This window comes from Phyllobacterium sp. A18/5-2 (assembly GCF_025452215.1).
Lineage (GTDB): Bacteria > Pseudomonadota > Alphaproteobacteria > Rhizobiales > Rhizobiaceae > Phyllobacterium > Phyllobacterium sophorae.
Map to the genome: position 1 here is coordinate 2,337,997 of NZ_CP104966.1, position 24,300 is coordinate 2,362,296.

Sequence of the window (24,300 nt, forward strand, 5' to 3'; positions counted from 1 at the left end):
TCAAATTCGCAATGGCTTCACCCGCCTTGTGAACAAACGGAATCAGTTTTTCAGTCACTTGCGGTAACCCATTGCGCCGACTCGACAATTGCTTTAAAGGCCCGCCATGAACACACCCACTCATCCCGATACAGTCCTCATTGTCGATTTCGGCAGCCAGGTAACGCAGCTGATTGCGCGACGCGTGCGCGAAGCCGGTGTCTATTCCGAGATCGTTCCCTTTCAATCCGCAGATGAAGCTTTCCGCCGCATCAATCCGAAGGCGGTCATCCTTTCCGGCAGTCCACATTCCACGGTCGATATCGGCAGTCCGCGCGCGCCGCAGCAAATCTTCGAAGCCAATATCCCGGTTCTCGGCATCTGCTACGGCGAACAGACGATGTGCGCCCAGCTCGGAGGCAAGGTGGAGGGCGGGCATCACCGCGAATTCGGTCGCGCTTTCCTCGACATTCAGGAAGAATGCGCGCTGTTTGAAGGCGTCTGGGCCAAGGGAACACGCCACCAGGTGTGGATGAGCCACGGCGACCGCGTTGTCGAAATACCCGATGGCTTCAAGGTTGTTGGCACATCGACAGGCGCGCCCTTTGCGGCGATCGCCAACGAAGCCAGGAAATACTACGCCGTGCAATTCCACCCGGAAGTTGTGCATACGCCAGACGGCGCGAAACTCCTTGAGAATTTCGTCCACCGCATCGCCGGCATCAAGGGCGACTGGACCATGCATGCGTACCGCGAACACGCGGTCGATGCTATCCGCAAGCAGGTCGGCGACAAGAAGGTGATCTGTGCGCTGTCCGGCGGCGTCGATTCGTCCGTCGCGGCATTGCTCATCCACGAGGCGGTCGGCGACCAGCTGACCTGCATCCTTGTCGACCATGGCCTGATGCGCAAGAACGAGGCGGCAGACGTCGTCGCCATGTTCCGCGAACATTACAATCTGCCGCTCATTCTTGTGGACGCATCGGAGCGCTTTATCAGCGCGCTCGAAGGCGAATCCGACCCGGAAAAGAAGCGTAAGACGATTGGCAGGCTCTTCATCGAAGTCTTTGAAGAAGAAGCCAAAAAACTTGGCGGCGCTGACTTCCTTGCGCAAGGGACCCTCTATCCCGACGTCATCGAAAGCGTGTCCTTCACAGGCGGTCCTTCGGTGACGATCAAGTCGCACCACAATGTCGGCGGCCTGCCGGATCGCATGAACATGAAGCTGGTCGAGCCGCTGCGCGAACTCTTCAAGGATGAGGTTCGTGTGCTCGGCAAGGAGCTTGGCCTGCCGGATCATTTCATCGGCCGCCATCCCTTCCCTGGTCCCGGTCTTGCCATTCGCTGCCCTGGCGGTATCACCCGCGAAAAACTGGAGATCCTGCGCGAGGCTGATGCGGTCTATCTCGACGAGATCCGCAAGGCTGGCCTTTACGATGTCATTTGGCAGGCCTTCGCCGTGCTGCTGCCGGTGCAGACCGTTGGCGTCATGGGCGATGGCCGCACCTACGAATTCGTTTGCGCCCTGCGCGCCGTTACGTCGGTCGACGGCATGACTGCGGATTTCTACCACTACGACATGAGTTTCCTCGGTCAGGCGGCCACGCGTATCATCAATGAGGTCAAGGGCATAAATCGCGTTGTCTATGATGTCACGTCAAAGCCGCCCGGCACGATCGAGTGGGAATGAGGCTATTGGGCGATGCCGGTCGGGTCCATTCGGCATTCCTCCGCATTGACCAAGTGGAAATGGCATAATCGCACAAGACTTTCAAAATTTTCGAGGGGAATGAATTCGCCATTCTTTGATTATTGAGTAAGGCGCGGTGACAAAAAACTCTCTGCCAGTTGGCAGAGAATATCACTTTGCCGAGGCGAGAATATCACCCCTCTAAAGGAACTGGAAATGGCTGGACGAACATACTTTGCACCTCGCGGCGGTGCACCCGCACAGACGCAACTCTTGACCGATCGCGCGGTGTTCACCGAAGCCTATGCCATCATCCCAAGGGGGGTGATGATGGACATCGTCACCAGCTACCTGCCATTCTGGGACAATACCAGGCTTTGGGTACTCTCCCGTCCGCTGTCTGGTTTCGCAGAGACTTTCTCGCAATACATCATGGAAGTCGCACCGGGGGGCGGCAGCGACAAACCGGAGCCCGACGCTGGCGCGGAAGGCGTCTTGTTTGTGCTTGAAGGTCAGTTGAGCGTTGTTGTTGACGACCAGAAACATGTCATGCAACCCGGCGGCTTCGCTTTCATTCCTCCATCGAGCAAGTGGACGGTCCGCAATGAGGGTGACAGGCCGGTGCGTTTCCATTGGATACGCAAGGCGTACGAATTCGTGGACGGTATTGGCGTACCCGAAGCCTTCTTCGCCGATGAAGCCAATATCACGCCGACAGCAATGCCTGGCACCGACGGGAAGTGGGCGACAACGCGATTTGTCGATCCCGCTGACTTACGCCATGACATGCATGTGACAATCGTTACGTTCGAACCGGGCGCAGTGATCCCGTTTGCGGAAACGCACGTAATGGAGCACGGGCTGTATGTGCTCGAAGGTAAGGCAGTTTACCGCCTCAATCAGGACTGGGTTGAAGTGGAGGCCGGCGATTTCATGTGGCTGCGGGCGTTCTGTCCGCAAGCTTGCTACGCTGGCGGTCCAGGCAAATTCCGTTATCTCCTTTACAAGGATGTTAACCGCCACATGAAATTGAGCCTGTCCGCAGGCGGGCGCTCTGGCCGCTGATTGAAGGCGCTCCGGGTCAGCGGTGACCTATGGAATTCGGCGTGTCGAATCGTTCAAGCCGGCCGAGGCCGCCGGATATTTCGCGCCAGTGTTTGACATCGAAGTCGATTACAACGAGCCCTGCGGTCGGGTATTTTCGCTGCAGCCGCGAAAGATCGGGTTCGCGTCCCTTTCCAATGAGTTGGAGGGCGAGGTCCTGAAGTCCCGGATTGTGTCCGACGAGCAGCAATGCGTGAATACGATCTGGCGTTTGCTTGACAGTATCGAGGATCGCCTGCGCCCGGGCCTCGTAAATGCGCGGCTCGTCCTTATGCACGATATCCTGCCCAAGAGCGGCATGCACCAGTTTCCAGGTCTCCATGGCACGTCGCGCCGTCGAGACCATGGCAAGATCAGGCAATAGCCCTTTTTCCACCATGAATCTCCCCATCAGCGGGCTCATCCTGCGGCCCCGCTCCGCCAGCGGGCGCTCATGATCCTCGACGCCGTCGGGCCAGTCGGATTTGGCATGCCTGAGAAGCATTAATCTGCGCATGGGGACGTTCCTCTGCCTGGACCTAGCTAGTGGTGATCCTGAACGTGCCGGTGCCCTCGGAAACGTCAACGTTTTCAAACGTGACGTTGGCAACCGAGGCTCCAGGAGGTCCCTGCCAGAATCTCTCCAGCATCTTTGAGATAGCTGGCTCGGGTCCTGCGATGAGGGCGCGTACGGTCCCGTCATCCTCATTGCGAACCCAGCCGCCAAGCCCAAGCTTTTCGGCTTCCATGCGGGTCCAGACGCGAAAACTGACACCCTGTACCCTGCCATGGATACGAACCAGCATAGCCTGCTCTTTAGCTTCCATCGCAGCCTCCATTGAGCGCGACCAACCCTAGTGGAGGATACTATCACCGCGTGCGGCGTGCTGGAATGACGGGGTGCATATCACAATTGGCCGCATGTTTCGCGCTGGTCATTTTACGGATGCGCGGCTCGCAAAATCGTCATAGTCTGCCGCGGGTTGAGCAATGCCGAGTTTCCCGAAGGAGTGTTCCATGTCTTCCAATTTCCATTTGCACCCGATTTCGCGCCGCTCCTTGCTCAGTGGCATGGCGGCCGCATCGGCGCTTGTGCTGTTGCATCCGTTTTCCGCGCGCGCGGCGGCCAACCAGGCCCATTTACGGTTGATGGAAACGACGGACATTCACGTCAATGTTTTCCCCTATGACTATTATGCCGACAAGCCGAACGATACGATGGGTCTCGCCCGCACGGCTGCGATCATTGATTCCATCCGCGCCGAGGCCACGAACTCACTGCTCATCGATAATGGCGACTTCCTGCAGGGCAATCCGATGGGCGATTACATGGCCTATCAGCACGGCATGAAGGAGGGCGACGTCCACCCCGTCATCAAGGCGATGAATGTGCTCGGTTACGATGTCGGCACGCTCGGCAATCACGAGTTCAATTATGGCCTCGACTACATGTTCAAAGTGGTCGGTGGATCGAATTTTCCGTATGTCTGCGCCAATCTGACGAAGGGCCAGCTCGCTTCGGATCCGAAGCAGGACGCTCTCTTTTTCAAACCCTATGTCATCATCGAAACACTGATCAAGGACGGCGCAGGCGCGGAAAGCCCGGTCAAGGTCGGCTTTATCGGTTTTGTTCCGCCGCAGATCATGCTGTGGGATATCAAGAACCTTGAGGGCAAGGCTCAGACCCGCGATATCGTCGAAGCTGCCAAAGCGTGGGTCCCGGCCATGAAGGAGGAGGGCGCCGATATTGTCATAGCGCTGTCTCATTCCGGCATCGACGGAGCCGCCCCGTTGGAGCGCATGGAAAATGCCTCGCTCTATCTCGCAGGTGTCGAAGGTATCGATGCGATCTTCACCGGTCACCAGCATCTGGTCTTCCCCGGTCCGAAGAGCTGGGACGGCATCGCCAATACCGATCCGGTGAAGGGCACTCTCGCCGGCAAGCCCGCGGTCATGGCCGGATTCTGGGGATCGCATCTCGGCCTTATCGACCTGTTGCTGGAGAAGGACGGCAATAGCTGGAAGATCGCCGATTTCACGGCGGAAGCCCGTCCGATCTATCACCGCGATGACAAGAAGAAGGTCGTCGCCGATGTTGCCGACAAGCCGGAAGTGATCGAAGCCGCCAAAGCCGAGCATGAGGCAACATTGACCTATGTCCGCACGCCGGTCGGCAAAACATCCGCGCCGCTATATTCCTATTTCGCACTCGTTGCCGATGATCCTTCCGTGCAAATCGTATCCCAGGCGCAAACCTGGTACATCAAGGACATGCTGAAGGATACCGAGCACAAGGACCTCCCGGTGCTTTCCGCGGCGGCGCCCTTCAAAGCCGGCGGCCGGGGCGGGGCGGATTACTATACTGACGTTCCTGCAGGCGATATCGCCATCAAGAATGTCGCTGATCTCTACCTCTATCCCAACACGGTACAGGCGGTCGTCATCACCGGTGAGCAGGTAAGAAACTGGCTGGAAATGTCGGCGGGCATGTTCAATCACATGGAAGCAGGCGCCAAGGATGCTGCTCTCCTGAATAAAGATTTTCCGTCTTACAATTTTGATATCATCGACGGCGTCACTTACCAGATCGATCTCTCGCAGCCGCGCAGGTTTGATAATGACGGACAGGTCATCAATCACGAGGCAAATCGTATCCAGAATCTGCAATTTGAGGGCAAGCCAATTGATTCGGCACAGAAATTCGTGGTTGTCACTAACAATTACCGCGCCGGCGGTGGCGGCAAGTTCCCGGAGATAGCGTCCGACAAGGTGGTCTTCGTAGCGCCGGATACGAACCGCGATGTTATCGTGCGCTATATCGTCGAGGCAGGTACCGTCAATCCATCCGCCGACAGCAACTGGACCTTCAAGCCTTTGCCGGGCACGACGGCGATTTTTGAGAGCGGCCCGAAGGCAAGGCAGTTTCTTGCCGATGTGAAGAGCGTCAGGATCGAGGATGCCGGCGAAGGCTCGGAGGGCTTCGCCTTGTTCAGGCTCGTTCTCTGAAGGCTGCAGTCAGGCTGAATGGCGGCGCAGCACTAAGTGGCCGGGGCCATTTCCGAATTTTCGAACCAGTCGCAGCGTGAGCCCGCTTCGACACCGTTTCTGTTCTCCAGCCTTGGGATTGTCCATCGTGCATATCGAGACCATAAAAGCCTACCGCCTCATGCAGCCATTCGTTGAGGGTCGCTACAACATGTCGAAGGGGCGTGGCGCCGATGGGTTCGACGCGGTCATCGTGTCAGTCACCTCCAACACCGGGCTGACCGGGTGGGGCGAGATGGCACCGCTCGGCAATTTCTATTCCGCCGCCTTTGCGGCAGGAGCTCAGGCCGGTGTCGCCGAAATCGCACCTCACCTTCTCGGGCAAGATCCGCGCGCGCTGACCCGGCTCAACAGGCTGATGGACACCGTGTTCAAGGGGCACCCCTATATCAAGTCGGCACTCGACATGGCTTGCTCGGATCTGACCGCGCGTGCGGCAGGCGTTCCGCTTGTGACAATGTTCGGCGGCCGGGAAAGCGATATGGCAGATCTTTACAGGGTCGTTACACATGGTCCGGTCGAGACGATGGCGGCCAATGCAAAACAAATAGTCTCGGAGGGCTTTCATCGCCTGCAGGTCAAGGTGGGTGGCATCGTTCACGACGATATTGAACGGGTTGCGGCGGTTGCGGCGTCGGTTCCCAAAGGCACGGTGATCTTCTGCGATGCCAACGCCGGATGGTCCGCCTATCAGGCGCGGCAGTTCGTCGATGCCACGCGTGAAATCGATTACACGATGGAGCAGCCCTGCGTATCCATAGATGATTGTCTTTCGGTCCGGCGTTCCCTCGACAAACCGATGGTGCTGGACGAGTCCGTCACATCGCTCGAGGAGATGCTGGACATTCACCGCAGAGGAGCTGCAGACGGGCTGACCCTGAAGATCTCCCGTCTGGGCGGCGTGACGAAGACCCGCCAGATCCGCGATCTTGCGGTCGATCTTGGTTTCATGGTCACCGTTGAGGATACGGGCGGGGCGGAGGTGGACACGGCCGCCATGGCACATCTCTCGCTATCGACGCCCGAGGAACGGCGGCTGCACGCCATTGCCTTCCATGAATGGGTCACGGTCCGCACCGCCAGAAATGCGCCGCCTGTTATTGGCAGCCGAATGGGCATTCCCGATGGTCCGGGTCTTGGTATCGACGTCGATCTGGAGTTGCTCGGCAAGCCCTTTCTTGACGCGAGCTACTGACCAGATACTGGAGCCTAGACAAGCGAGCCGTCGACGATGACGACTGGCCGCCCTTGGGAGCAGTTTTCGATCCGGGCATCAACGCGATAAATGTCACGCAGCAGATCCTGCGTGATCACTTCGCCGGTCGGCCCGCTGGCAATCATTTTCCCATTGGCAATGACGATCGTATTGTCGCAGTAGCGCAACGCATGGTTGAGATCATGCAGTGCAATCATCACCGCCATGTTCGACCGCGACGAGAGGCTCTTCATGAAGCTGAGAACCTCAATCTGGCGGAAAAGGTCCAGAGCGGATGTCGGCTCGTCCATTAGCAGAATTTCAGGCTTCCGGACCAGTGCCTGGGCGATGGATACAAGCTGCCGCTGGCCCCCGGAGAGTTCGCCGAGACTGCGGAAGGCCAGGTCATCGATCCTGAGCGCCCCGAGGATCCGGTCGATATCCTGCAGCTCGCTATCATGGACCTTCCAGCCCGAACCCTGCTTGGATGCGAGCAGAATGGATTCATAAACGGTAAGCACCGCGTTAGCGCCCGTATCCTGCGGCATGTAGCAGATGGTTTCCGCACCTTTGACCGTGTCGGACAGATGGACGATGCCCGGTCCTGCGGCCAGACCCGCAATGCGCTTGAACAGGGTGGATTTTCCTGCAGCGTTGGGCCCGATGACAGCGGTCATGCCACCGCCGGCCAGCAATCCCGTGTTCACATCGGACAGCACCGTATGCTTGCCATATTTGGCTCCGATATTTTCCAGCGCCAAGCTTACCATGAGCGCCTCCGGTGTGTGAAAATGAGGGCGAAGAAGAATGGTACGCCGACCAGCGCCGTTATGACGCCAATGGGAAGGACCGCGCCCGGAATAAGCGTCTTGCTGACGACAGAGGTGGTCGACAGGAGCAGTGCGCCGCAGATAACCGACGCGGGCAGGAAGAAGCGTTGATCCTCGCCGACCAGCATGCGTGCAATATGCGGACCGACGAGACCGACGAAGCCGATCGTGCCAACGAATGAAACGGGAATGGCGGCAAGAAGGCTCACGGTCAGCATGGTCTCAAGCCGCAGGCGGCGGACATTGATGCCAAAACTGGCCGCCTTGTCTTCGCCGAGCCGCAGGGCCGTCAAAGCCCAGGCGCGGCGGGCAAACAACGGAACGGTGACAATCAAGACGGCAGCAGTGACCCAGACCTTCGGCCAAGTCGCTTTGGTGAGGCTCCCCATGGTCCAGAAGACGACGGCGGCAAGTGCCTGTTCGGAGGCAAGATATTCAAGCAGTGACAGCAGTGCGTTGAACGTAAAGACCAGGGCGATGCCGAGCAGGACGATTGTCTCAACTGTCACCCCGCGCATGGTGGAGGCAAAATGGATGAAGAGCGCCGCCAGCATCGCCATGAGGAAGGCGTTGATGGGCACCATGAACTGCGTTGCGACAGGAAAAACCGCGATCCCGCCAACAAGTGCAAGCGCCGCGCCGAAGCCTGCCGCTGCGGAAATGCCCAGGGTAAATGGACTGGCCAGCGGGTTGGCGAGAATGGTCTGCATCTGCGCGCCCGCCACCGAAAGAGAAGCGCCGACCGTCACCGCCATCAGTGCAATCGGCATGCGGATATCCCAGATCACCACGCGGAGCTGATCGCTGACGGTACCCGGTTGAAACAGGGCTTTCAGCACATCGGCAAGGGCATAATTCGCCGGACCAAGCGCCATGTCGATAGCCACCGAAAGGAACAGCGCAATGCACAACCCGGCGATGAGGAGTATCCGGCGCAAGACAAGGGCACGGTAGCGGCCGTGCCCTTCGATACCTGCCATTTTGTCCACGTCAGCGACCATCATTCGCTGCCTTCCGGAAGAGAAACAAAATATCCCGGGCGGTAGGCTATTGGCAAAAAGCGCTCGTGAAATTCCCGGAACGTCTTATCCGGATCGAGATCAGCAAACAGATCGGGGTGGAACCACTTGGCAAATTGCTGGATAGGTATGAACTCATAGGGAACGCCGTAAAACTGGTGCCAGGCGGCGTGCACGTTGCCATTCTTGACCACGGTGAGGCTGGAAAACGCCGGACGTTCCATCAAGTCGTGGAGCTTGCTGCGGGCATTTGCCGGGTCAGCGCCGCGGCCCACATGGACAAACTGGTCGATGTCGGATTCCGCCGCCCAGTTGGCGCCCGTAACAATGACATGGTCCGGATTGCTTACGATGATCTGCTCGGGATTGAGATCGCCAAAGGTGGTGCTGATCACATCGGTGGCAATGTTGTGGCCACCCGCAAGCTCCACCATTTCACCGAAATTGGCCGGCCCGAAGGTTCTGCAGCAGACATTGTCGCCGGAGATTCCAGGGGAGCGTTCGATGAAGACCTTGGGGCGCACAACATTACCCGCTTTGGCGAGACGTTCGGTGACAAGTGCAATCTGGGCGCGGCGATAGGCGATGAATTCCTCTGCCTTCGCCTTCTCTCCGAAGATGCTGCCAAGCAGTTCGATACTCTTTTCGCTGTTCTTCGCCGGATCAACCCGGAAATCGAGGTAAACGATTGCAATGCCTGCTGCTGCGGCCTTTTCCTCGATGCCGGATTCCTGTGCCGATTTTTGCGCTTCGAGATTGAGCGTGAGAACATCCGGGTTGAGGGCGATGGCGGCCTCAAGGCTGAAGGTCCCGCTGGGTATGTAGCCTGTCTGCGGCAGGCTCTCGAGTGCGGGAAAGCGCTCGCGGTAAGCCTCGTAGGAATCAGGATCCTTCTTGATCATGTCATCGCGCCAGCCAACGATCGTATCGAACAGGTGCTCGCCCTTCAGCGCGGCGATCACGTGAATCTGCCGCGCCTCGCCAATAAGGACGCGCTTGGCTGGAAGTTCAAGTTCCACCTGGCGCCCCGTGACGTCGGTAATGGTTGCCTTTTCAGCGACGGCCGGCGTTGCCGCCAGGAGCAAAGCCACGGTAAGCATCAAAATGGCTTTGTTCAAAATCATCATTTGAAAACCCCGTTAGAGAAAAATTTGAAGGTCAACTAGCCGTCGGCGCGCAGCGATACGAAATAGCCACTCTTATAGGGAAGCGGCAGGAAGCGCTCGTGCAACTCCTTGAATGTTGCTTCGGGATCGAGATCCTTGAACAGATCCGGATGCAGCCACTTGGCAATTTCCTGAATGGCGACAAACTGATAGGGATTGTTGTAGAACTGGTGCCAGATTGCGTGGACATTGCCGTCCCGGACGGCTTTGACGCCGGTAAAGGCCGGGCGCTTCGTCAGATTTTCCAGCTTGCGCAGCGCTTCCGTCTCATCGGCGCCGTAGCCGACACCGACCCAATTGCCGCCGGGCACATAGCCCTGCCAGTTGCCGCCGGTAATGATGATCTGATCTGGATTGGACGCGATGATCTGTTCCGGATTCACCGTGCCGAATGTACCGGGAATGATATCCTTCGCCATATTGGTGCCGCCGGCGAATTCGACCATCTTGCCGAAATTCTCATTGCCGAACGACATGCAGCAATCATCGGAATAACCACCTGCCCGCTCAATGAAGACGAGCGGCTTTGCCGGATTCTTCCTGGCAAGAACGTCAGTGACCTTGGCGATGCTGTCGGCGCGGAACTTGATGAACTCCTCGGCCTTGTCTTCCTTGCCGAAAAGTTTGCCAATGATGCGCATGCTCGGCTCGGTGTTTTCCATCGGCTTCTCGCGGAAGTCGACGTAGACCAGCGGAATACCAACCTTGCCGAGTTTTTCGATGTAACCAGCTTCTTCCGTCGCGGTCTTTGCATCGACATTCATGATGATGACGTCCGGCTTCAGCGCCACCGCCTGTTCCACGTCGAACGTTCCATCCTTCATGCCGCCAAAGGTCGGCAGCTTGGCGATGCCGGGATATTTCGCCAGATAGGCCGCGTAACTCTCCGGATCTGCCTTCGGCAAATCGTCGCGCCAGCCGACGATACGCTTGAACGGTTCATCCCGGTCGAGCACGGCGGCGAAATAAATCTGGCGGCCCTCGCCAAGAATCACATGCTCGACAGGTGCATTTATTTCGACATCGCGCCCGGTCACATCCTTGATGGTAATCTTTTCGGCGAACGCGTTGGCGGAAAAGAAAACGCATAGACCCATGGCGGCTAAAGCTGCCTTGTCAAACAACCGCATTCTTCGTAACTCCAGTGGAAAAGCTGGTGCGTTCTATTATTTGATGACTTTATCAGTCAACATTTATCTTTTAGAACGCTTCCAAGTCAATTCATGGGATAGCCACGATGGACAGCCTAGCTGACGGATCGAACTTTAATCTTCGCGACGAAATCAAAGCCTATTGGTCCGAGCGCGCGGCGGCTTTTGATCAGTCGCCAGGACATGAGATTTTCTCCGAGGCGGAGCGCGACGCATGGCATAAACTCATCCTCAGGCATTTGGGGGAGGGCAAGGGGCGTCCCGCGCTTGATCTCGCCAGCGGCACGGGCGTCGTATCGCACCTGATGGATGATCTCGGCTTCAGCGTGACGGGGATTGATTGGGCCGAGCCAATGCTTGAGCTTGCCCGTGCCAAGGCGAAGGCGCGGGGACGAAAGATTACCTTTCGCCTCGGTGACGCCGAGAACACCATGGAACCATCCAACCATTACGATGTCATCATCAACCGGCATCTGGTCTGGACGCTGGTAGACCCGGAGGCGGCTTTCAGCGAATGGCTGCGTGTGCTCAATCCCGGGGGCACATTACTTATCGTTGATGGCGATTTCGTCAATTCAAACCGGCTGGAGCAGCTGATTGTCCGGTTGTCGGGATTTTGCCAGCGCTTCGGACTTGCGAGCGGCGAACCGGCCAGATCCTCCTATGAACTTTTGGAGACGCACCGCAGCATCCTTTCGCGCGTATATTTCTCGCAAGGCGCGCGTGCCGAAGCAGTGGCGGATCTGCTACGCCGCACCGGTTTTGTCGATATCACGATCGATACGAACATGCGTGCGATCCACCGTGCTCAGGCCAGCAATTTCAGCTTGTTCAAGGGATGGGCAAGGGCGGTTCAACATCGCTACGTGATCAGGGCGCGTAAAGCCGCGCATTGACCGCCAGATGCCGTATCGATGGCTCCGGCCGTGCATCACATCCCTGCAGCGCCATAACCGATCACTCAAAGTAATCAGACGATCAAATTAATTGGTTTGTCACAGCACGGCGCGGCGATAATGTCCCGCGCATGAATCCACCCGCATCCTCTCCGGTCCGCTTCGCCCTCGGCGGTCTCGTGGCAATGGCCATCGGCATGGGCATAGGCCGGTTTATCTTCACCCCGATCTCTGCCTGGCATGATGAGTGAACTTGGCCTTACGCCAGCTGATGCGGGCATTATCGCCTCGGCCAATTATGTCGGTTATCTTCTCGGCGCCATCGTTGCCGGCTTTGGCTGGGCCTCGGGAATCGAGCGGCCGTTGGTCTATCTTTCACTCGCGCTGAGCGCTGCCCTGTGCTTTGCCATGAGCATCAGTGACGGCGTCGTCATGTTCTCGATTGTCAGGTTTTTTGCCGGCATGGCCAGTGCTTTCATGCTGGTGTTCACCGCGACGATTGTTTTCAGCCACCTGGCCGCGGCCAACCGTCAGGACTTGCAGGCCCTGCATTTCGGCGGCGTCGGCACCGGCATAGCCATTTCCTCGCTGCTCGTCGCCTTCAGTTCCGCCAATGGCTTCGGCTGGCGCGAAGACTGGATCGGCGCGGCAATTCTTTCGCTGTTGGGCCTGCTGGCTGTATTGATGCTGATCCGCCAGGGCCCGGCCCGCAATGGCTCCGCTGTATCGGAGCCGCCCATCGTCTGGACGCCCGCCTTCGTCAAAATCAACATCGCCTATGGCATCTTCGGCTTTGGCTACATAATTACCGCCACATTCATTATCGCCATTGTCCGTTCCAGTCATGGCGGCGCGTGGATGGAAGCGCTGGTGTGGCTGCTGACCGGTGTTTCCGGCGCCATCTCCGTCTGGTTGTGGACGCCATTGCTCCGCCGGGTCGGTCCCTTCGTCGCCCTGGCACTCGGTTGCGCGGTCCAGGCCGTCGGCGTTGCGGCAAGTGTGGTTCTGCCGTCGCCCGTTGGCCCCTTGCTTGGCGGCGTTCTCCTCGGGCTGACCTTCATCGTCATCACGGCCTTCGGGTTTCAGGCCGGGCGTGTCCTTCTGCCGCATTCGCAGCGCCGGGTCATGGCGGTGATGACAGCGGCATTTGGGATCGGCCAGATCATTGGGCCGCTGATCGCCGGCTACCTCGCCAATATTACCGGCAACTTCACTTCCGCCACGCTGGTTGCCGCGGCGGGTCTCGTCGTGGCGGCGCTTTTCGCGTTTGCGGCAAGACGCCAGGGAGAGCGTGAGACAGTTTGAGAATTCAACCTGATGAGGTCAGCTGGTGCGGTTTTTCGAGGGGTCTCTGAAGATTACAGCAATTTAATTGCTGCGGTTCATGCTTTGCCCTATTCGTGCGTTAAGTTCAATTCCGTGCAAGTTTGCATTGCTGGACTTTTCACTCGAGGAACCTACCACCGTGTTTGTCTCATTTTTCCCCAAGCCAAAGCTCTTCTTTATTTCAGCGGTGCTTTGGTCGCTAGCTGCTGTCCTATTCTGGCTTTACGCCGGTGAACAGTTAGGAGCTTATATTGGCCTGCCGCCAGCAGATCCGAATGCTCCACCAATTGTCGGTGTTTCGGTTTTTGCGACAAAAGCGTTTATCTGGCTCTACATATATTTCGGTGTATGTGTCGGGATATTTGCCGCCTTCTGGATGTGGTATGCGCCGCATCGATGGCAGATGTGGTCCATCTGGGGTTCTGCGCTGATCATTTTCACTACCTATTTCGACGTGCAGCTGAATATTGCGTTGAATACCTGGCGTGGTCCATTCTTCGATCTGTTTCAAAAAGCCATAACGACACCCAATTCTGTCGCGGCATCAGAATTGTATTGGATGCAGTGGCTGTTCGCCGGAATCGGCTTCCTCAGTATAATGTTGTTCGTCTTCTCCAACTATTTTATCAGCCACTACGTCTTCCGATGGCGCTCCGCCATGAACGAATACTACATGGATCACTGGAGCCGCTTGCGCCATATCGAGGGAGCGTCTCAGCGCGTTCAAGAAGATACGATGCGATTTTCCACAACCGTTGAAAGTCTTGGCGTCAATCTGATTCAGGCGGCGATGACTCTGATCGCCTTCTTGCCATTGTTGGCCCAACTCTCTCTTCACATAACGTCGTTGCCGATAATTGGACAAATACCTTATTCGCTGGTTGTTCTTGCAATCGGCTGGTCGCTGCTGGGCACCATTCTTCTCGCTGTGGTCGGTATCAAATTGCCCGGTCTGGAGTTCAAGAACCAGCGCGTCGAGGCCGCCTATCGCAAGGAACTCGTATTTGGTGAGGACGACGAGAAGAGGGCGCAGCCACTCACTGTTACCGAATTGTTCCGGAATGTCCGCCGCAACTATTTTCGACTGTATTTTCACTACACTTATTTCAACGTCGCCAGAGGATTATACGGACAGGCTGACGCGATCTTCCTCAACGTCATGCTCATTCCCACGATTGTCACCGGCAAGATTACACTGGGTCTCTGGCAGCAGATTGCGACGGCGTTTGGTCAGGTCAGCAATTCGTTCCAGTATCTTGTCACCTCGTGGTCAACGATCGTCGAGCTGTTGTCCATCTACAAGCGCCTTCGGGCATTCGAGGCAGTGATCTACGACGAACCCTTGCCGGAGATCGACCAGCGTTATCTGCGGACGCAATCTGAAGAGGTTTGATATTCGAGAAAACGAGTGGCGGTTACATGCCGCCGCTCGTTACCGGTTGCTTGAAGTCCGCGCCGGCGACAGGAATCGCGGCGCCCGTTTCCTTCAAATACGCGCTATAGGTCGTGCAGCGCACATCCGGCTTGGTACAGACTTCGGTGGTAAAGCGTTCCAGCGCCCGCCAATAGGCATCGCCATTCATCAGGGTGAAATGCAGGCCGATCTGGAATGGAATGCGCTTGCCCTGGTATTGCCGGTCAAACGCACCCTTGAATGCATCGTAGGCGCGATTCTCGAATTCATTCAGATGATCGGTACGCTCGAAGCCGCCGGAATGGCGAACGAACAGATTGTAGTCCATGGCGATGACCGGCCGGTTTTGCGGACCTTCATTGATGGTCGGCAATCCGAATTGATAGACGCCATTGGCGTAGACGGGCAGGGCAGGGCCTTTTGAAACGCCGCTCCCGTCAAAGACGTAGCCCATGTCCCTGAGAGCGGCGATCAGCGCGGGACTCTCTGAAAGGTAGGGTGCGCGGAAGCCGCGTATTTCCCTGTCCACGAAACTCTTCCAGCCTTCGGGCTCGGGATCGCTGCCATATCTGCTCCAGGCGTCCCGCAATACGTCCTTGTAGGTGGTCAGTTCGCGCTTCCAGTCCGCCTTGGTCCAGGTCTTGCCATCGAAATGGCCGCAGGCATGGCTGGCGATCTCGTTGCCCTCGTTGCGGGCGCGCCAGATGTTGTCCAGCCGCTTGGCGATATCCTCTTTCGATACGGCAAAGCCGATATTCGAGCGGCCCGGCGCCTCCCCCGGTGCCTGATAGCTCTTGCGGTCGCCATGGTCGATCAGGAACACACACGAGAGAAAATAGGTGAACTTCGCATTGGAACGCTCGGCCAGCGACCGGCTTCGATCCCAAAGCGCGTTGCTGCCGGAATTATCGAACGAGATCAGCACATATTGCGGCTTGGCGTCGATAGAGCCACGCAGCTCCGCGCCGCTGTTTGCCAAGGCGGGAACGGACAGGGAGAAAGCGAGGGATGTAGCGAGAACGGTGCATATCGAACGCATGATGATTGAGACGCGGCTCCGGGAGGGAAGCGATGTCGCTACAGGGCAATTGTGGCGATGATCGGACGCGGCGATCCACCGCAAGCGATCAGCTTGGAACTATTCCAGTCTCGCTATAGTCTGCGCCATCATTCGAGGAGAGCGGTCATGCTGGTACTGATTCTTGGGATCATCGTTTTTCTTGGAGTACACTCGGTGCGCATCGTCGCGCCGGAGTGGCGCCTCGCCAAGATAGCTGAATGGGGCGAGGGCAGATGGAAAGGCTTCTATTCGCTGATATCGCTGATCGGTTTTGTGCTCCTCGTCTGGGGTTACGGCATGGCCCGCGTTGACGCGCCGATCATTTACGAGCCACCGGCGTGGATGAAACACATCACCGAACTGCTGATGCTGTTCGCCTTCATCTTCCTCGGCGTCTTCATTGCCAAGCCCGGCAAGATGAAACCGGCGCTCAAGCATCCAATGCTGATCGCCATCAAGACCTGGGCATTGGCGCATCTCCTTGCCAATGGCGACCTTGCCTCGCTCATCCTGTTTCTATCCTTCCTGGCATGGGCCGTCGTCGACCGCATCGCCATCAAGCGGCAGGAGCGGGCGGGCCTCGCGGCGCCCTATATCGTTGCTGGCCCGGTCTCCAACGACATCATCGCGATTGTCGTCGGCCTGGTGCTCTACGCACTCTTCGTGTGGAAATTGCACGTTCTTTTGATCGGCGTCTCGCCGATGTAAGCGAGAAATCAAACGGTATCCGGGTGCTAATTTTCACTTAGGGCTACCATCCTGTAAGTTTTCCGACTAAAAGCGCCTGAACTCCATTGCGCGGGGCGGCTCCAGCTGCGCCGCGTTTTATCAATTGATCCGATGGCGCAAGCCATCCCAAGAGGCATCATGACTGACGACGGCTTTTTCCGTGAGGTAAATGAGGAACTGCGTTCCGACAAGGTGAAGGCGATCTGGACCCGTTACAGCTCGCTGCTCATCGGCGCCGTGGTCGCCATCGTTGTCGGCACCGCCGTCTTCGCCTTCTACGAATATTGGACGGAAAAGCAGGCGTCGCAGTCGGGTGACCAGTTTCTCGCCGCGCTCAATCTCGTCCGCGACGGTAAGAATGACGAAGCGCTGAAGACACTCGACCAGCTTGAAAAGGATGGCTACGGCGCCTATCCGGTGCTGGCCCGCATGCGGGCGGCAGGTGTCATCGCTCAGAAGGGTGATCTGGCCGGCGCAGTCGCCGCTTTCGACAAAGTGTCCGCGGATACTTCGATTCCGCAAGCCATCCGCGATCTTGCCAAGCTTCGTGCTGCCCTTATCCTTGTCGACACCGGCTCCTACGATGATGTGGCCAGCCGGGTTGAGGCGTTGTCCTCCGATAGCAATCCGATGCGGCATTCCGCTCGCGAAGCGCTTGGCCTTGCCGCATGGAAGGCAGGCCGCGGTGCAGACGCAGCCAAGCTGTTCCAGCAGATTTCCGACGATCAGACGGCGCCGGCCAATATTCGCCAGTTTGCCGACACCATGCTCGATATGCTGAAGAGCACCGGCGCCGCCCCCGCTGCGGCTGCTGGCTGAACAGAATAGGAATTTTGAGCCGATGAGCTTTACTCTCGCGATTATCGGCCGTCCGAATGTCGGTAAGTCCACGCTGTTCAACCGGCTCGTCGGTCGCAAGATTGCCCTTGTGGATGACCTTCCGGGCGTGACCCGCGATCGCCGCGTCAATGCCGCCAAACTTTATGACCTCAAGTTCGATGTCATCGATACTGCGGGTCTGGAGGAGGTTGACAGCGAATCTCTTGAAGGCCGTATGCGCGCCCAGACGGAACTGGCAATCGGCGAGGCCGATCTCATCCTCTTCCTCGTCGATGCCAAGGCGGGTATCACCCCGACCGACGTGACCTTCGCCGACCTGGTTCGCCGCTCGGGCAAGCCGGTCATTCTCGTGGCCAACAAGGCCGAAGCACGCGGCGCCGAATCCGGCATGTATGATTCCTATGCGCTTGGTCTCGGCGAACCATGTCCGATCTCTGCGGAGCATGGGCAGGGGTTTCCCGATCTGCGCGATGCGATCGTGGAAATCATGGGCGAGGAACGCGTCTTTCCCGATGAACACGTAAAGCCTGATGCGGAGGATACCGTCGCCGTCACCATTCCGGCAACGCCCCGTTCCATGGATGATCTCATCGGCGACGATATCGATGATCCGGATGCCGAGGAAGTCCCGGCCTATGATCTCGTCAAAGCCGCTGCGCATCGCCATTGTCGGCCGCCCGAACGCCGGCAAATCGACGCTGGTCAATACGATGGTGGGGGAGGACCGTCTGCTGACGGGGCCGGAAGCCGGCATCACCCGCGATTCCATCTCTGTCGATTGGGAATGGAATGGCCGCAAGATCAAGCTCTTCGACACGGCCGGTCTGCGCCGAAAGTCGCGCGTTCAGGGCAAGCTGGAAAAGCTGTCCGTCGGCGACGCCTTGCGTGCCATCCGCTTTGCCGAAGTGGTCATCATCGTGCTCGATGCCACGATCCCCTTCGAGAAGCAGGATCTGCAGATTGCCGATCTGATCATTCGCGAAGGCCGTGCTCCGATCATCGCCTTCAACAAATGGGACCTCGTCGAAAATCGGCAGATGGTGCTGGCCGATCTGCGCGAAAAGACCGAGCGGCTGCTGCCGCAGATACGCGGCATCCGGGCCGTGCCGATTTCTGGCGAAAGAAACCAGGGCATCGACAAGCTCATGGCCGCTGTCGCTACTACTGACGAGATCTGGAACCGCCGCATTTCCACTGGCCGGTTGAATCGCTGGATGGAAGGCGTGACGACGCACCATCCGCCACCCGCTGTTGCCGGCCGCCGCCTCAAGATCAAATACATCACGCAGGTCAAGACCCGCCCGCCGGGCTTCGTCATCTCCTGCTCGCGTCCCGAAGCTTTTCCGACGTCCTATGTGCGCTATCTTTCCAATGGTCTGCGCGAGACGTTCGACATGCCCGGCGTGCCGATCCGCCTCGTGCTGCGCACCTCCGACAATCCCTTTGCGGGACGTGCCAAGAAGAAGCGCTAGGAGAATTGGTCAGGCGGTGCGGCCACCCCGCAAGGGGAGGTAAGTTGGCATCGCTCCGTTAAACTTCTCCGGACGCCGTTAACTCTCCATCAAGGTTAATGCTTCATTTTTACGACCAGAATTGTTCGGTTGTGAGTGGGGTATCGGCGTGCGTTTCTCTGAGTTTTTGCGGGCATCGGGCTCCCGGCTGAAGAATCGGACAATTCGGCAGTATATGGGGCCGCTAAGGCAATTCCAGGAAAAGTGCCAGGCGGTTTTCCGTCGGGAATTGCGTCGAGAGCAAGTCCGTGGTTCGAAGAAAAGCGCGATTGCTCTCACGGGTGCGGCAATCTTTCTGTTTTCGCCCACTGTCACCGCCTACCAGGATATGGCCAGCCTTTTGTCGGGTTCCAGATCGGGCCAGGGCCGCTGGACCTCCTATCTCGAAAAATCCCCCGCCGGATCGATCCAGAAAGCCAATATGTCGTTCGTCGACGAGAAGGCGATCACCTCGGGCGTGCCTGCCAGCGGCATTGCGGCCCCCGGCATCGGCTCTATCGCCATCAACGGTTCGCAGAAATCGCCGGATGCGACGCCAGATGAAGACCGCATCAACCGCGCGGAAAAACAGGGCCGCATTGTCTCGATAAGCAAGAAGGCTCCGCCCAAGGCCTTCAGCGCCGGCTCGATCCTGCAGCGTTCCAGCATGCTGATCCGGCCGACCCATGGCGTCGAGGTCGAGATGGCATTTGCCAAGCCGAAGATTGCCGGTAAGGAAATCCAGATTGCACTCGCCTTCCACAATCGCGCGCCCGTGAAAACGACCGACGACGTCCCGCCAATGTTGGCGAGTTTGATCAATAACGACCAGCCCGACGTTCTGGCGCTGGGTTATGCGCCGGCCGCCCCGGATTACTCCAAGACGTCGCCGTTCGACACTATCCTGAACGAACCAAAACAGCCGGGCCGGTTCATTCCACAGCTGGGCAAAGGTGATCATGACTGGCTGGCAACGCCATTGCCCGCGATTGTCTTTACCAGGGAAGAACAGAAATGCCTGGCAACAGGCATTTATTTCGAGGCGCGGAGCGAGAGCATCAAGGGACAGGCTGCGGTCGCGCAGGTCATTCTCAATCGTGTCCGCAATCCGGCATATCCGAAGACCATTTGCAAGGTCGTCTATCAGAACAACGACTGGATCAACCGCTGCCAGTTTTCCTTTGCCTGCGAAGGCCGGAAGCTGAATGTAACCGAACCCAAGCAATGGAAAGTCGCGCAGGAAGTTGCCATGGCTGTCACATCAGGGCGCATTTTCCTGCCCGAAATCGGTTCGGCCACGCATTACCATGCGGTTTATGTCCGGGCCAACTGGGCGCATACGATGAAGCGCATCGACAAGATCGGCCAGCACATCTTCTACCGCACCTATGGCGGCGGCTGGATTTAAGTTAGGGCAGGTTGGAGTGTCGCTCTTCCAGCGCTTTGCGTATTGCCAGGTATTTCGTGCGATCGGCCTGCTGAGTCCGGCCAGGGGTATTGGGGTTCTCGATTGCGATCTTGTCGTCAGGCATCAATTTTCCCCGCGACTTCGATTTTCGGATTGCGGAATCCCATGGCGATCCACGCCCCCAGAAGCTTTGCGTAGAATAACACCGTATGGCTCCTCAGATTGGGGATGTCTTCCGGCAGGTTGGGAGCATCGGGCAGGTCGCCTGCCATCGTTCGCATTTCGGCTCTCGGGCGTGCCTCGTCCGGCCAGAGGTGCAGATAGATACTGAGCCAGTGCGCGCCCTTCAGTTCCAGAAAGACCGGCGTATTGCAGCAGGTCGCGACGACGCGCCGTGAACCCGCATCGGCGGACAGCCGGAATTCACGCAAATGATCCGCGCCGGACAGGATCCGAACCCGATCCTTGCGGTATTCTGCGCAAGGCGTCGAGCCATACGCTGTAAGGATGTTCCTTGCGCCGGGGAGCGTCGCGAGACGATCCGCAGCAGCCCTGCAGCTGTTGCACAGGCATTCGGAAACGAGGATTGGTTCTCCCAGCACCTCCAGACGTGTCCGTCCGCAGACGCATCCGATATTCGTGGTTCCGCTCATTTTGCGCCATCCTCCGTGACGTGAAACAATTGCCGGATGTACCGGTCCAGATGATCGAGACTTTCCCGCGCAAGCTCGGGATTGTCCCCTGCCTTAGCCAGGACGAACCCGCCCTGGATGATCGTTTGCGTGTGGCGTGCAAGACTTTCGGCCGTCCAGCCGCCCGTGATGCCGCGTTCCCGTCGCGCAGTTTCAATGTCCTCCTCCAGCGTGGCCGCATGGCCGAAGATGCTGCGGCCACAGGCATCGCGAATGTCAGGGGAGCTTGCGTAGATCTCCTGCGCCATGGTTCCGGCCAGACAGGTGAACTCGGCGATGTCGCCCGTGATGATCGCCTTGCGGAAAGCGACATAGGCGAGAACGCGTTCCAGGGAATCGGCCGGATCGTGATATGGCGCGGCTTCGAAAAAGCCAGTGGTGGTCTCGGCCCAGAACTCGGCCACGGCGACGCCCAGAGCGTCCTTGCTCGGGAAGTGGTGAAAAAAGGCCCCTTTGGTGACGTCGGCTGCATTGCAGATGTCATCGATTGTCGTGGCGGCGAAGCCTTTCGCGCGAATGATATCCCGCGCCGCCTCGAGAAGCCGGATCCTTGCGCTGCCGCGTTCGGGCGATTGTTTGGTAGGTCTCGACATACACAAACATACCATACGGTCGGTATGTGTCAATGGATTGACTCGACTGAGGGGTCAGGGTCCCGTTGAGGGGGCTCGGCGAATGGAATTCGAACCAGCGGGCCCGCAATCTGCCACCAGAGTTTTCGTCTTTTTGCCGGTATCTCGCTTGGCCAATCAACCGATGTAACGTGAGCAATTTTGCCGGGCGCACGTTGGGTCTTTCATAGGAATCAAGACTTAATCCTAATTGGGTACATGGACAGATTGCGAGAACGGGCGCCTAATATGCCAACAAGTGCCGAAAAGGCATGGGGGGTAGGGGGCAAATAACAATGGGTCGAATTTCAGTCGCGCTGGTCGATGATCATCCGCTAATGCTGGCGGGCGTCGTCAATTTATTCGAGACAAATGATGATTTTGTCGTCGTTGGCAAAGGAGCCACGTCTGAGGATGCACTTCACTTAAATAGGAAGCTTCGCCCGGACGTCATGGTCCTGGACCTGTTCATGCCCGGAAATGTTTTTGATGTGATTTCCGAGATCGTGACGAAATCGTCGGGCACGAAGGTCGTAGCTTTTACCGCCATGACCGGAAGCGACCACGCGGTTCGGGCGCTCAATGCCGGCGCAAGCGGCTACATCCTGAAGGGCAGCAGCGCCGAGGAACTTCTTCAAGGCGTACGCGCCGCCCATTGCGGCGAAACCTATATTACGCCAGGCTTTGCATACAAGGTGATCGAGGCGTTGAGAACAGCATCAATGCGGAAGGTTGCGGCAGGGCCGATCAAGCTCAGCATCCGCGAGGAGCAAATCGTCCGTCTGCTGTTGCGGGGGCGAACCAACCGCGAAATAGCGATCGGTCTGGGAATAGGCGAAAAGACAGTCAAGAATTACATGACGATCCTGATGCAGAAACTGCATGCGCGCAATCGCCTGGAAGTGCTCATTGCCGCCCAGAAACTGGAAGTCGACAATCGCGGGGAGCCAATCTCGCGCCATTAGGTCAGACCTCGCCCTCAGACGCTGTTGCTCTCTAACGGCACTGTGACGATAAGTTGCGTTCCGGCACCTGGTTCCTGCTGGACTTGCATCAAGCCGCCGAATGCTTCAATACGATTGCGGATACCCTGAAGCCCCAGCGGGTGCCTGCGCCCCGTCGCTCCCGTGGTTTGCTCCGAGCCCGCACCCGCATCACTGACAATAACCGTAATCGCACTGTCATCGGCCGAAGCAATTACCCGCTGTTCGCGCGCAGCTGCGTGGCGGAAGGCATTGTTCAGTCCCTCCTGAATCACCCGGTAGAGGCAAATTTTCAAAGGGTGAGCGGCGCGTTCGGGAAGGCCGCTGTAGTTCGCTTCGACAGCTGATCCGGTCGCGTACTCGTGACGTTCGACGGCAACGCGCAGTGCCGCTTCCAGTGACAGGTTTTCGATCTCCGGGAGCACGAGACCGGTTGAGAGTTCGCGCAGTTCCGTAAGCACCTGACCGGCCAGACGCGCGGGTTCAAGTTCAGCCGCTTGCGGGGCTGTGTGATGGGGCTCTTGTTCCTTGCCGACAGACCCGCTACCCAGCCGCAAAATCAACAGGCTCAGCAATTGCACCGGCCCGTCGTGTAAATCCGAGCCGATGCGATTCAGCAGCGTCTCGTTGGACTTGCTCGCATCCATTCGGGCTTTGTCGGCAGTTTTGCGAAGTATCCGGTTTTGATCGGCCAGTGCCTGCGCATTCTTCAGCTGGGTTTTCAATGTCATGCGTTGCGTGCTGATTATGCTGCTTGCCCTTCGGACGATCAGAAAAAGCAGACCCATGATCGTTAAAGTTGTGGCACCGACGATTGCCCACGTCTGGCGTTGAGCCTGGCTGCGTTGTGCAACGAATTCTTCCGCGGCCTCGTAGAGTTCGCCGACGGCAATCACATCATACGTCCCGGGCCGGTAGATGGGGGCGTAAATCTCTATGAGCGGCCGGTCGGAGTGGTGCTCGGCGCCGGCTTCATCGTCGTCATGCCCGATTTCCAACTGGGCGACGACCGTTCCGGAAAATGCCTGTTCGATGTCTTTCGAAGGAAGGCGTTTCCCGATCAAGGATTTGTCCGTGCTGTAGAGCACTGTGCCGTCATGGTCCCAGATCCTGAACCCCTCCACGCGCCGCGCGAGATCCGTCCCGATCAGCAGCTCGTCAAGCTCCTGCTGGCGTTTGGCCGAAACGCTGGGCTTGCCATCGACCTCCTCGATATGGCGGGCCAGAAAGCCTTCCATATAGAGTGCTCCGGATTCCGCCCGGCTTCGCAGCTGGTTGGCGGCGATTTGTGAGCTCAGCCATTCACCGAGCACGGCCATTGATCCGCAGACGATAAGCGCTGCCACGATCAGGAATTGAGCAGTCAGGCTGAGGCTTTGCCAGTGTTGAAAGAAACCCGCCCGGTTTGGAGAATTCCTCACTTCGCTAGGGCCATAGGTCGCATCATCGTCCGGGCCCAAAGTCCCACCCTTCTATCGACAAAAGTCTTTGCATTTGACTGGACCTTCCGAACTATCAAGTTCGCCTTTCCCCCTACACCATCCGACCATCGAAACTCGTGTCGAAGTTCTTTTGTTCCAGTTTGTTCCTTTGTTTTGGGAGCGGTCAAGAGAAACCGGATCACGGGACAACGCATGATGCGTCTGCATGGGCAGGCGCAGGCCGGAATCATCGCCTTAAGCCGGCGATTTCT

21 protein-coding genes and 2 pseudogenes are annotated in these 24,300 nt (G+C 57.8%); 12 read left to right on the forward strand and 11 right to left on the reverse strand.

Translation table 11 applies throughout. The features are described from left to right. Positions 1 to 106: 106 nt before the first annotated feature. Both guaA and N8E89_RS11615 read left to right on the forward strand, forming a co-directional pair. Positions 107 to 1,669: a glutamine-hydrolyzing GMP synthase gene (gene guaA, locus N8E89_RS11610; RefSeq protein WP_262259945.1), complete on the forward strand. Its 1,563-nt coding sequence runs from the start codon at positions 107 to 109 to the stop codon at positions 1,667 to 1,669. A gap of 216 nt (positions 1,670 to 1,885) precedes the next feature. Beyond that, positions 1,886 to 2,734, forward strand: coding sequence for a bifunctional allantoicase/(S)-ureidoglycine aminohydrolase (locus tag N8E89_RS11615; RefSeq protein WP_106666354.1), 849 nt, complete (start codon positions 1,886 to 1,888; stop codon positions 2,732 to 2,734). 16 nt (positions 2,735 to 2,750) lie between these two features. Here the strand turns inward: N8E89_RS11615 and N8E89_RS11620 are convergent, their stop codons facing one another. Both N8E89_RS11620 and N8E89_RS11625 read right to left on the reverse strand, forming a co-directional pair. Then, positions 2,751 to 3,269: a SixA phosphatase family protein gene (locus tag N8E89_RS11620; RefSeq protein WP_106666355.1), complete on the reverse strand. Its 519-nt coding sequence runs from the start codon at positions 3,267 to 3,269 to the stop codon at positions 2,751 to 2,753. A 22-nt stretch (positions 3,270 to 3,291) separates the two neighbouring features. Further along, a complete protein-coding gene (locus N8E89_RS11625) occupies positions 3,292 to 3,579 on the reverse strand; it encodes an acylphosphatase (protein WP_106666356.1) in 288 nt (95 codons plus the stop codon). Positions 3,580 to 3,769: 190 nt separating this feature from the next. Here N8E89_RS11625 and N8E89_RS11630 point away from each other — a divergent pair, with 190 nt between their 5' ends. Together N8E89_RS11630 and N8E89_RS11635 are read left to right on the forward strand one after the other, a co-directional pair. Further along, positions 3,770 to 5,758: a bifunctional 2',3'-cyclic-nucleotide 2'-phosphodiesterase/3'-nucleotidase gene (locus tag N8E89_RS11630; RefSeq protein ID WP_106666357.1), complete on the forward strand. Its 1,989-nt coding sequence runs from the start codon at positions 3,770 to 3,772 to the stop codon at positions 5,756 to 5,758. Positions 5,759 to 5,885: 127 nt separating this feature from the next. After that, complete coding sequence (locus N8E89_RS11635) at positions 5,886 to 6,992, forward strand: mandelate racemase/muconate lactonizing enzyme family protein (protein WP_106666515.1); 1,107 nt, start codon at positions 5,886 to 5,888, stop codon at positions 6,990 to 6,992. A 14-nt stretch (positions 6,993 to 7,006) separates the two neighbouring features. On the opposite strand, the gene N8E89_RS11640 is transcribed toward N8E89_RS11635, so the two are convergent. From N8E89_RS11640 to N8E89_RS11655, 4 genes are read right to left on the reverse strand one after another with little or no spacing between them, the layout of a single operon-like run. Then, a complete protein-coding gene (locus tag N8E89_RS11640; RefSeq protein WP_106666358.1) occupies positions 7,007 to 7,762 on the reverse strand; it encodes an ABC transporter ATP-binding protein in 756 nt (251 codons plus the stop codon). Beyond that, positions 7,756 to 8,826 carry a FecCD family ABC transporter permease gene (locus tag N8E89_RS11645; RefSeq protein WP_106666359.1) on the reverse strand — a complete coding sequence of 357 codons (1,071 nt, stop codon included), beginning with the start codon at positions 8,824 to 8,826 and terminating at the stop codon, positions 7,756 to 7,758. The genes N8E89_RS11640 and N8E89_RS11645 overlap by 7 nt, the downstream gene beginning before the upstream one ends. Further along, positions 8,823 to 9,965 (reverse strand): ABC transporter substrate-binding protein, encoded by a 1,143-nt coding sequence (locus N8E89_RS11650; RefSeq protein WP_106666516.1) that lies wholly within the window; start codon positions 9,963 to 9,965, stop codon positions 8,823 to 8,825. Before N8E89_RS11650 ends, N8E89_RS11645 begins: the two co-directional genes overlap by 4 nt. Before the next feature lie 38 nt (positions 9,966 to 10,003). Continuing rightward, entirely contained in the window at positions 10,004 to 11,137 is a 1,134-nt protein-coding gene (locus N8E89_RS11655) for an ABC transporter substrate-binding protein (protein ID WP_106666360.1), read from the reverse strand. A gap of 107 nt (positions 11,138 to 11,244) precedes the next feature. Between N8E89_RS11655 and N8E89_RS11660 the strand changes: the two genes are divergently transcribed. From N8E89_RS11660 to sbmA, 3 genes and pseudogenes are all read left to right on the forward strand, one after another. Further along, positions 11,245 to 12,054 (forward strand): class I SAM-dependent methyltransferase, encoded by an 810-nt coding sequence (locus N8E89_RS11660; protein WP_106666361.1) that lies wholly within the window; start codon positions 11,245 to 11,247, stop codon positions 12,052 to 12,054. A gap of 131 nt (positions 12,055 to 12,185) precedes the next feature. Continuing rightward, a pseudogene (locus N8E89_RS11665) lies at positions 12,186 to 13,359 on the forward strand (YbfB/YjiJ family MFS transporter). Positions 13,360 to 13,519: 160 nt separating this feature from the next. Next, positions 13,520 to 14,773, forward strand: coding sequence for a peptide antibiotic transporter SbmA (sbmA, locus tag N8E89_RS11670; RefSeq protein ID WP_106666517.1), 1,254 nt, complete (start codon positions 13,520 to 13,522; stop codon positions 14,771 to 14,773). A gap of 22 nt (positions 14,774 to 14,795) precedes the next feature. Here sbmA and N8E89_RS11675 read toward each other — a convergent pair whose 3' ends face one another. Next, positions 14,796 to 15,833 (reverse strand): polysaccharide deacetylase family protein, encoded by a 1,038-nt coding sequence (locus tag N8E89_RS11675; RefSeq protein WP_106666363.1) that lies wholly within the window; start codon positions 15,831 to 15,833, stop codon positions 14,796 to 14,798. A 147-nt stretch (positions 15,834 to 15,980) separates the two neighbouring features. Here N8E89_RS11675 and N8E89_RS11680 point away from each other — a divergent pair, with 147 nt between their 5' ends. The 4 genes and pseudogenes from N8E89_RS11680 (at position 15,981) to N8E89_RS11695 (ending at position 20,321) form a co-directional block, all read left to right on the forward strand. After that, on the forward strand, positions 15,981 to 16,562 hold the full coding sequence (locus N8E89_RS11680) for an NnrU family protein (RefSeq protein ID WP_106666364.1): 582 nt from the start codon (positions 15,981 to 15,983) through the stop codon (positions 16,560 to 16,562). 159 nt (positions 16,563 to 16,721) lie between these two features. Then, positions 16,722 to 17,402, forward strand: a complete 681-nt coding sequence (locus N8E89_RS11685; RefSeq protein ID WP_106666518.1) for a tetratricopeptide repeat protein — start codon at positions 16,722 to 16,724, stop codon at positions 17,400 to 17,402. A 22-nt stretch (positions 17,403 to 17,424) separates the two neighbouring features. After that, positions 17,425 to 18,895 (forward strand): annotated as a pseudogene (gene der / locus N8E89_RS11690) (ribosome biogenesis GTPase Der). Positions 18,896 to 19,043: 148 nt separating this feature from the next. After that, positions 19,044 to 20,321, forward strand: coding sequence for a cell wall hydrolase (locus tag N8E89_RS11695; protein WP_262259949.1), 1,278 nt, complete (start codon positions 19,044 to 19,046; stop codon positions 20,319 to 20,321). Between the two features lies 1 nt (position 20,322). Here N8E89_RS11695 and N8E89_RS11700 read toward each other — a convergent pair whose 3' ends face one another. Genes N8E89_RS11700 through N8E89_RS11710 form a run of 3 tightly spaced genes read right to left on the reverse strand, consistent with a single transcriptional unit; the run spans position 20,323 to position 21,606 of the window. After that, a complete protein-coding gene (locus N8E89_RS11700) occupies positions 20,323 to 20,445 on the reverse strand; it encodes a hypothetical protein (protein ID WP_262259950.1) in 123 nt (40 codons plus the stop codon). Beyond that, complete coding sequence (locus N8E89_RS11705; RefSeq protein WP_106666367.1) at positions 20,438 to 20,974, reverse strand: GFA family protein; 537 nt, start codon at positions 20,972 to 20,974, stop codon at positions 20,438 to 20,440. Before N8E89_RS11705 ends, N8E89_RS11700 begins: the two co-directional genes overlap by 8 nt. After that, on the reverse strand, positions 20,971 to 21,606 hold the full coding sequence (locus tag N8E89_RS11710; RefSeq protein WP_106666368.1) for a TetR/AcrR family transcriptional regulator: 636 nt from the start codon (positions 21,604 to 21,606) through the stop codon (positions 20,971 to 20,973). Before N8E89_RS11710 ends, N8E89_RS11705 begins: the two co-directional genes overlap by 4 nt. Before the next feature lie 314 nt (positions 21,607 to 21,920). On the opposite strand from N8E89_RS11710, the gene N8E89_RS11715 reads away from it, so the two are divergent. Next, entirely contained in the window at positions 21,921 to 22,589 is a 669-nt protein-coding gene (locus tag N8E89_RS11715; RefSeq protein WP_106666369.1) for a response regulator, read from the forward strand. 14 nt (positions 22,590 to 22,603) lie between these two features. On the opposite strand, the gene N8E89_RS11720 is transcribed toward N8E89_RS11715, so the two are convergent. Further along, the gene (locus tag N8E89_RS11720) at positions 22,604 to 24,067 is read right to left on the reverse strand and encodes a sensor histidine kinase (RefSeq protein WP_106666370.1); all 1,464 of its coding nucleotides are present in this window, start codon (positions 24,065 to 24,067) and stop codon (positions 22,604 to 22,606) included. Positions 24,068 to 24,300: the final 233 nt, after the last annotated feature.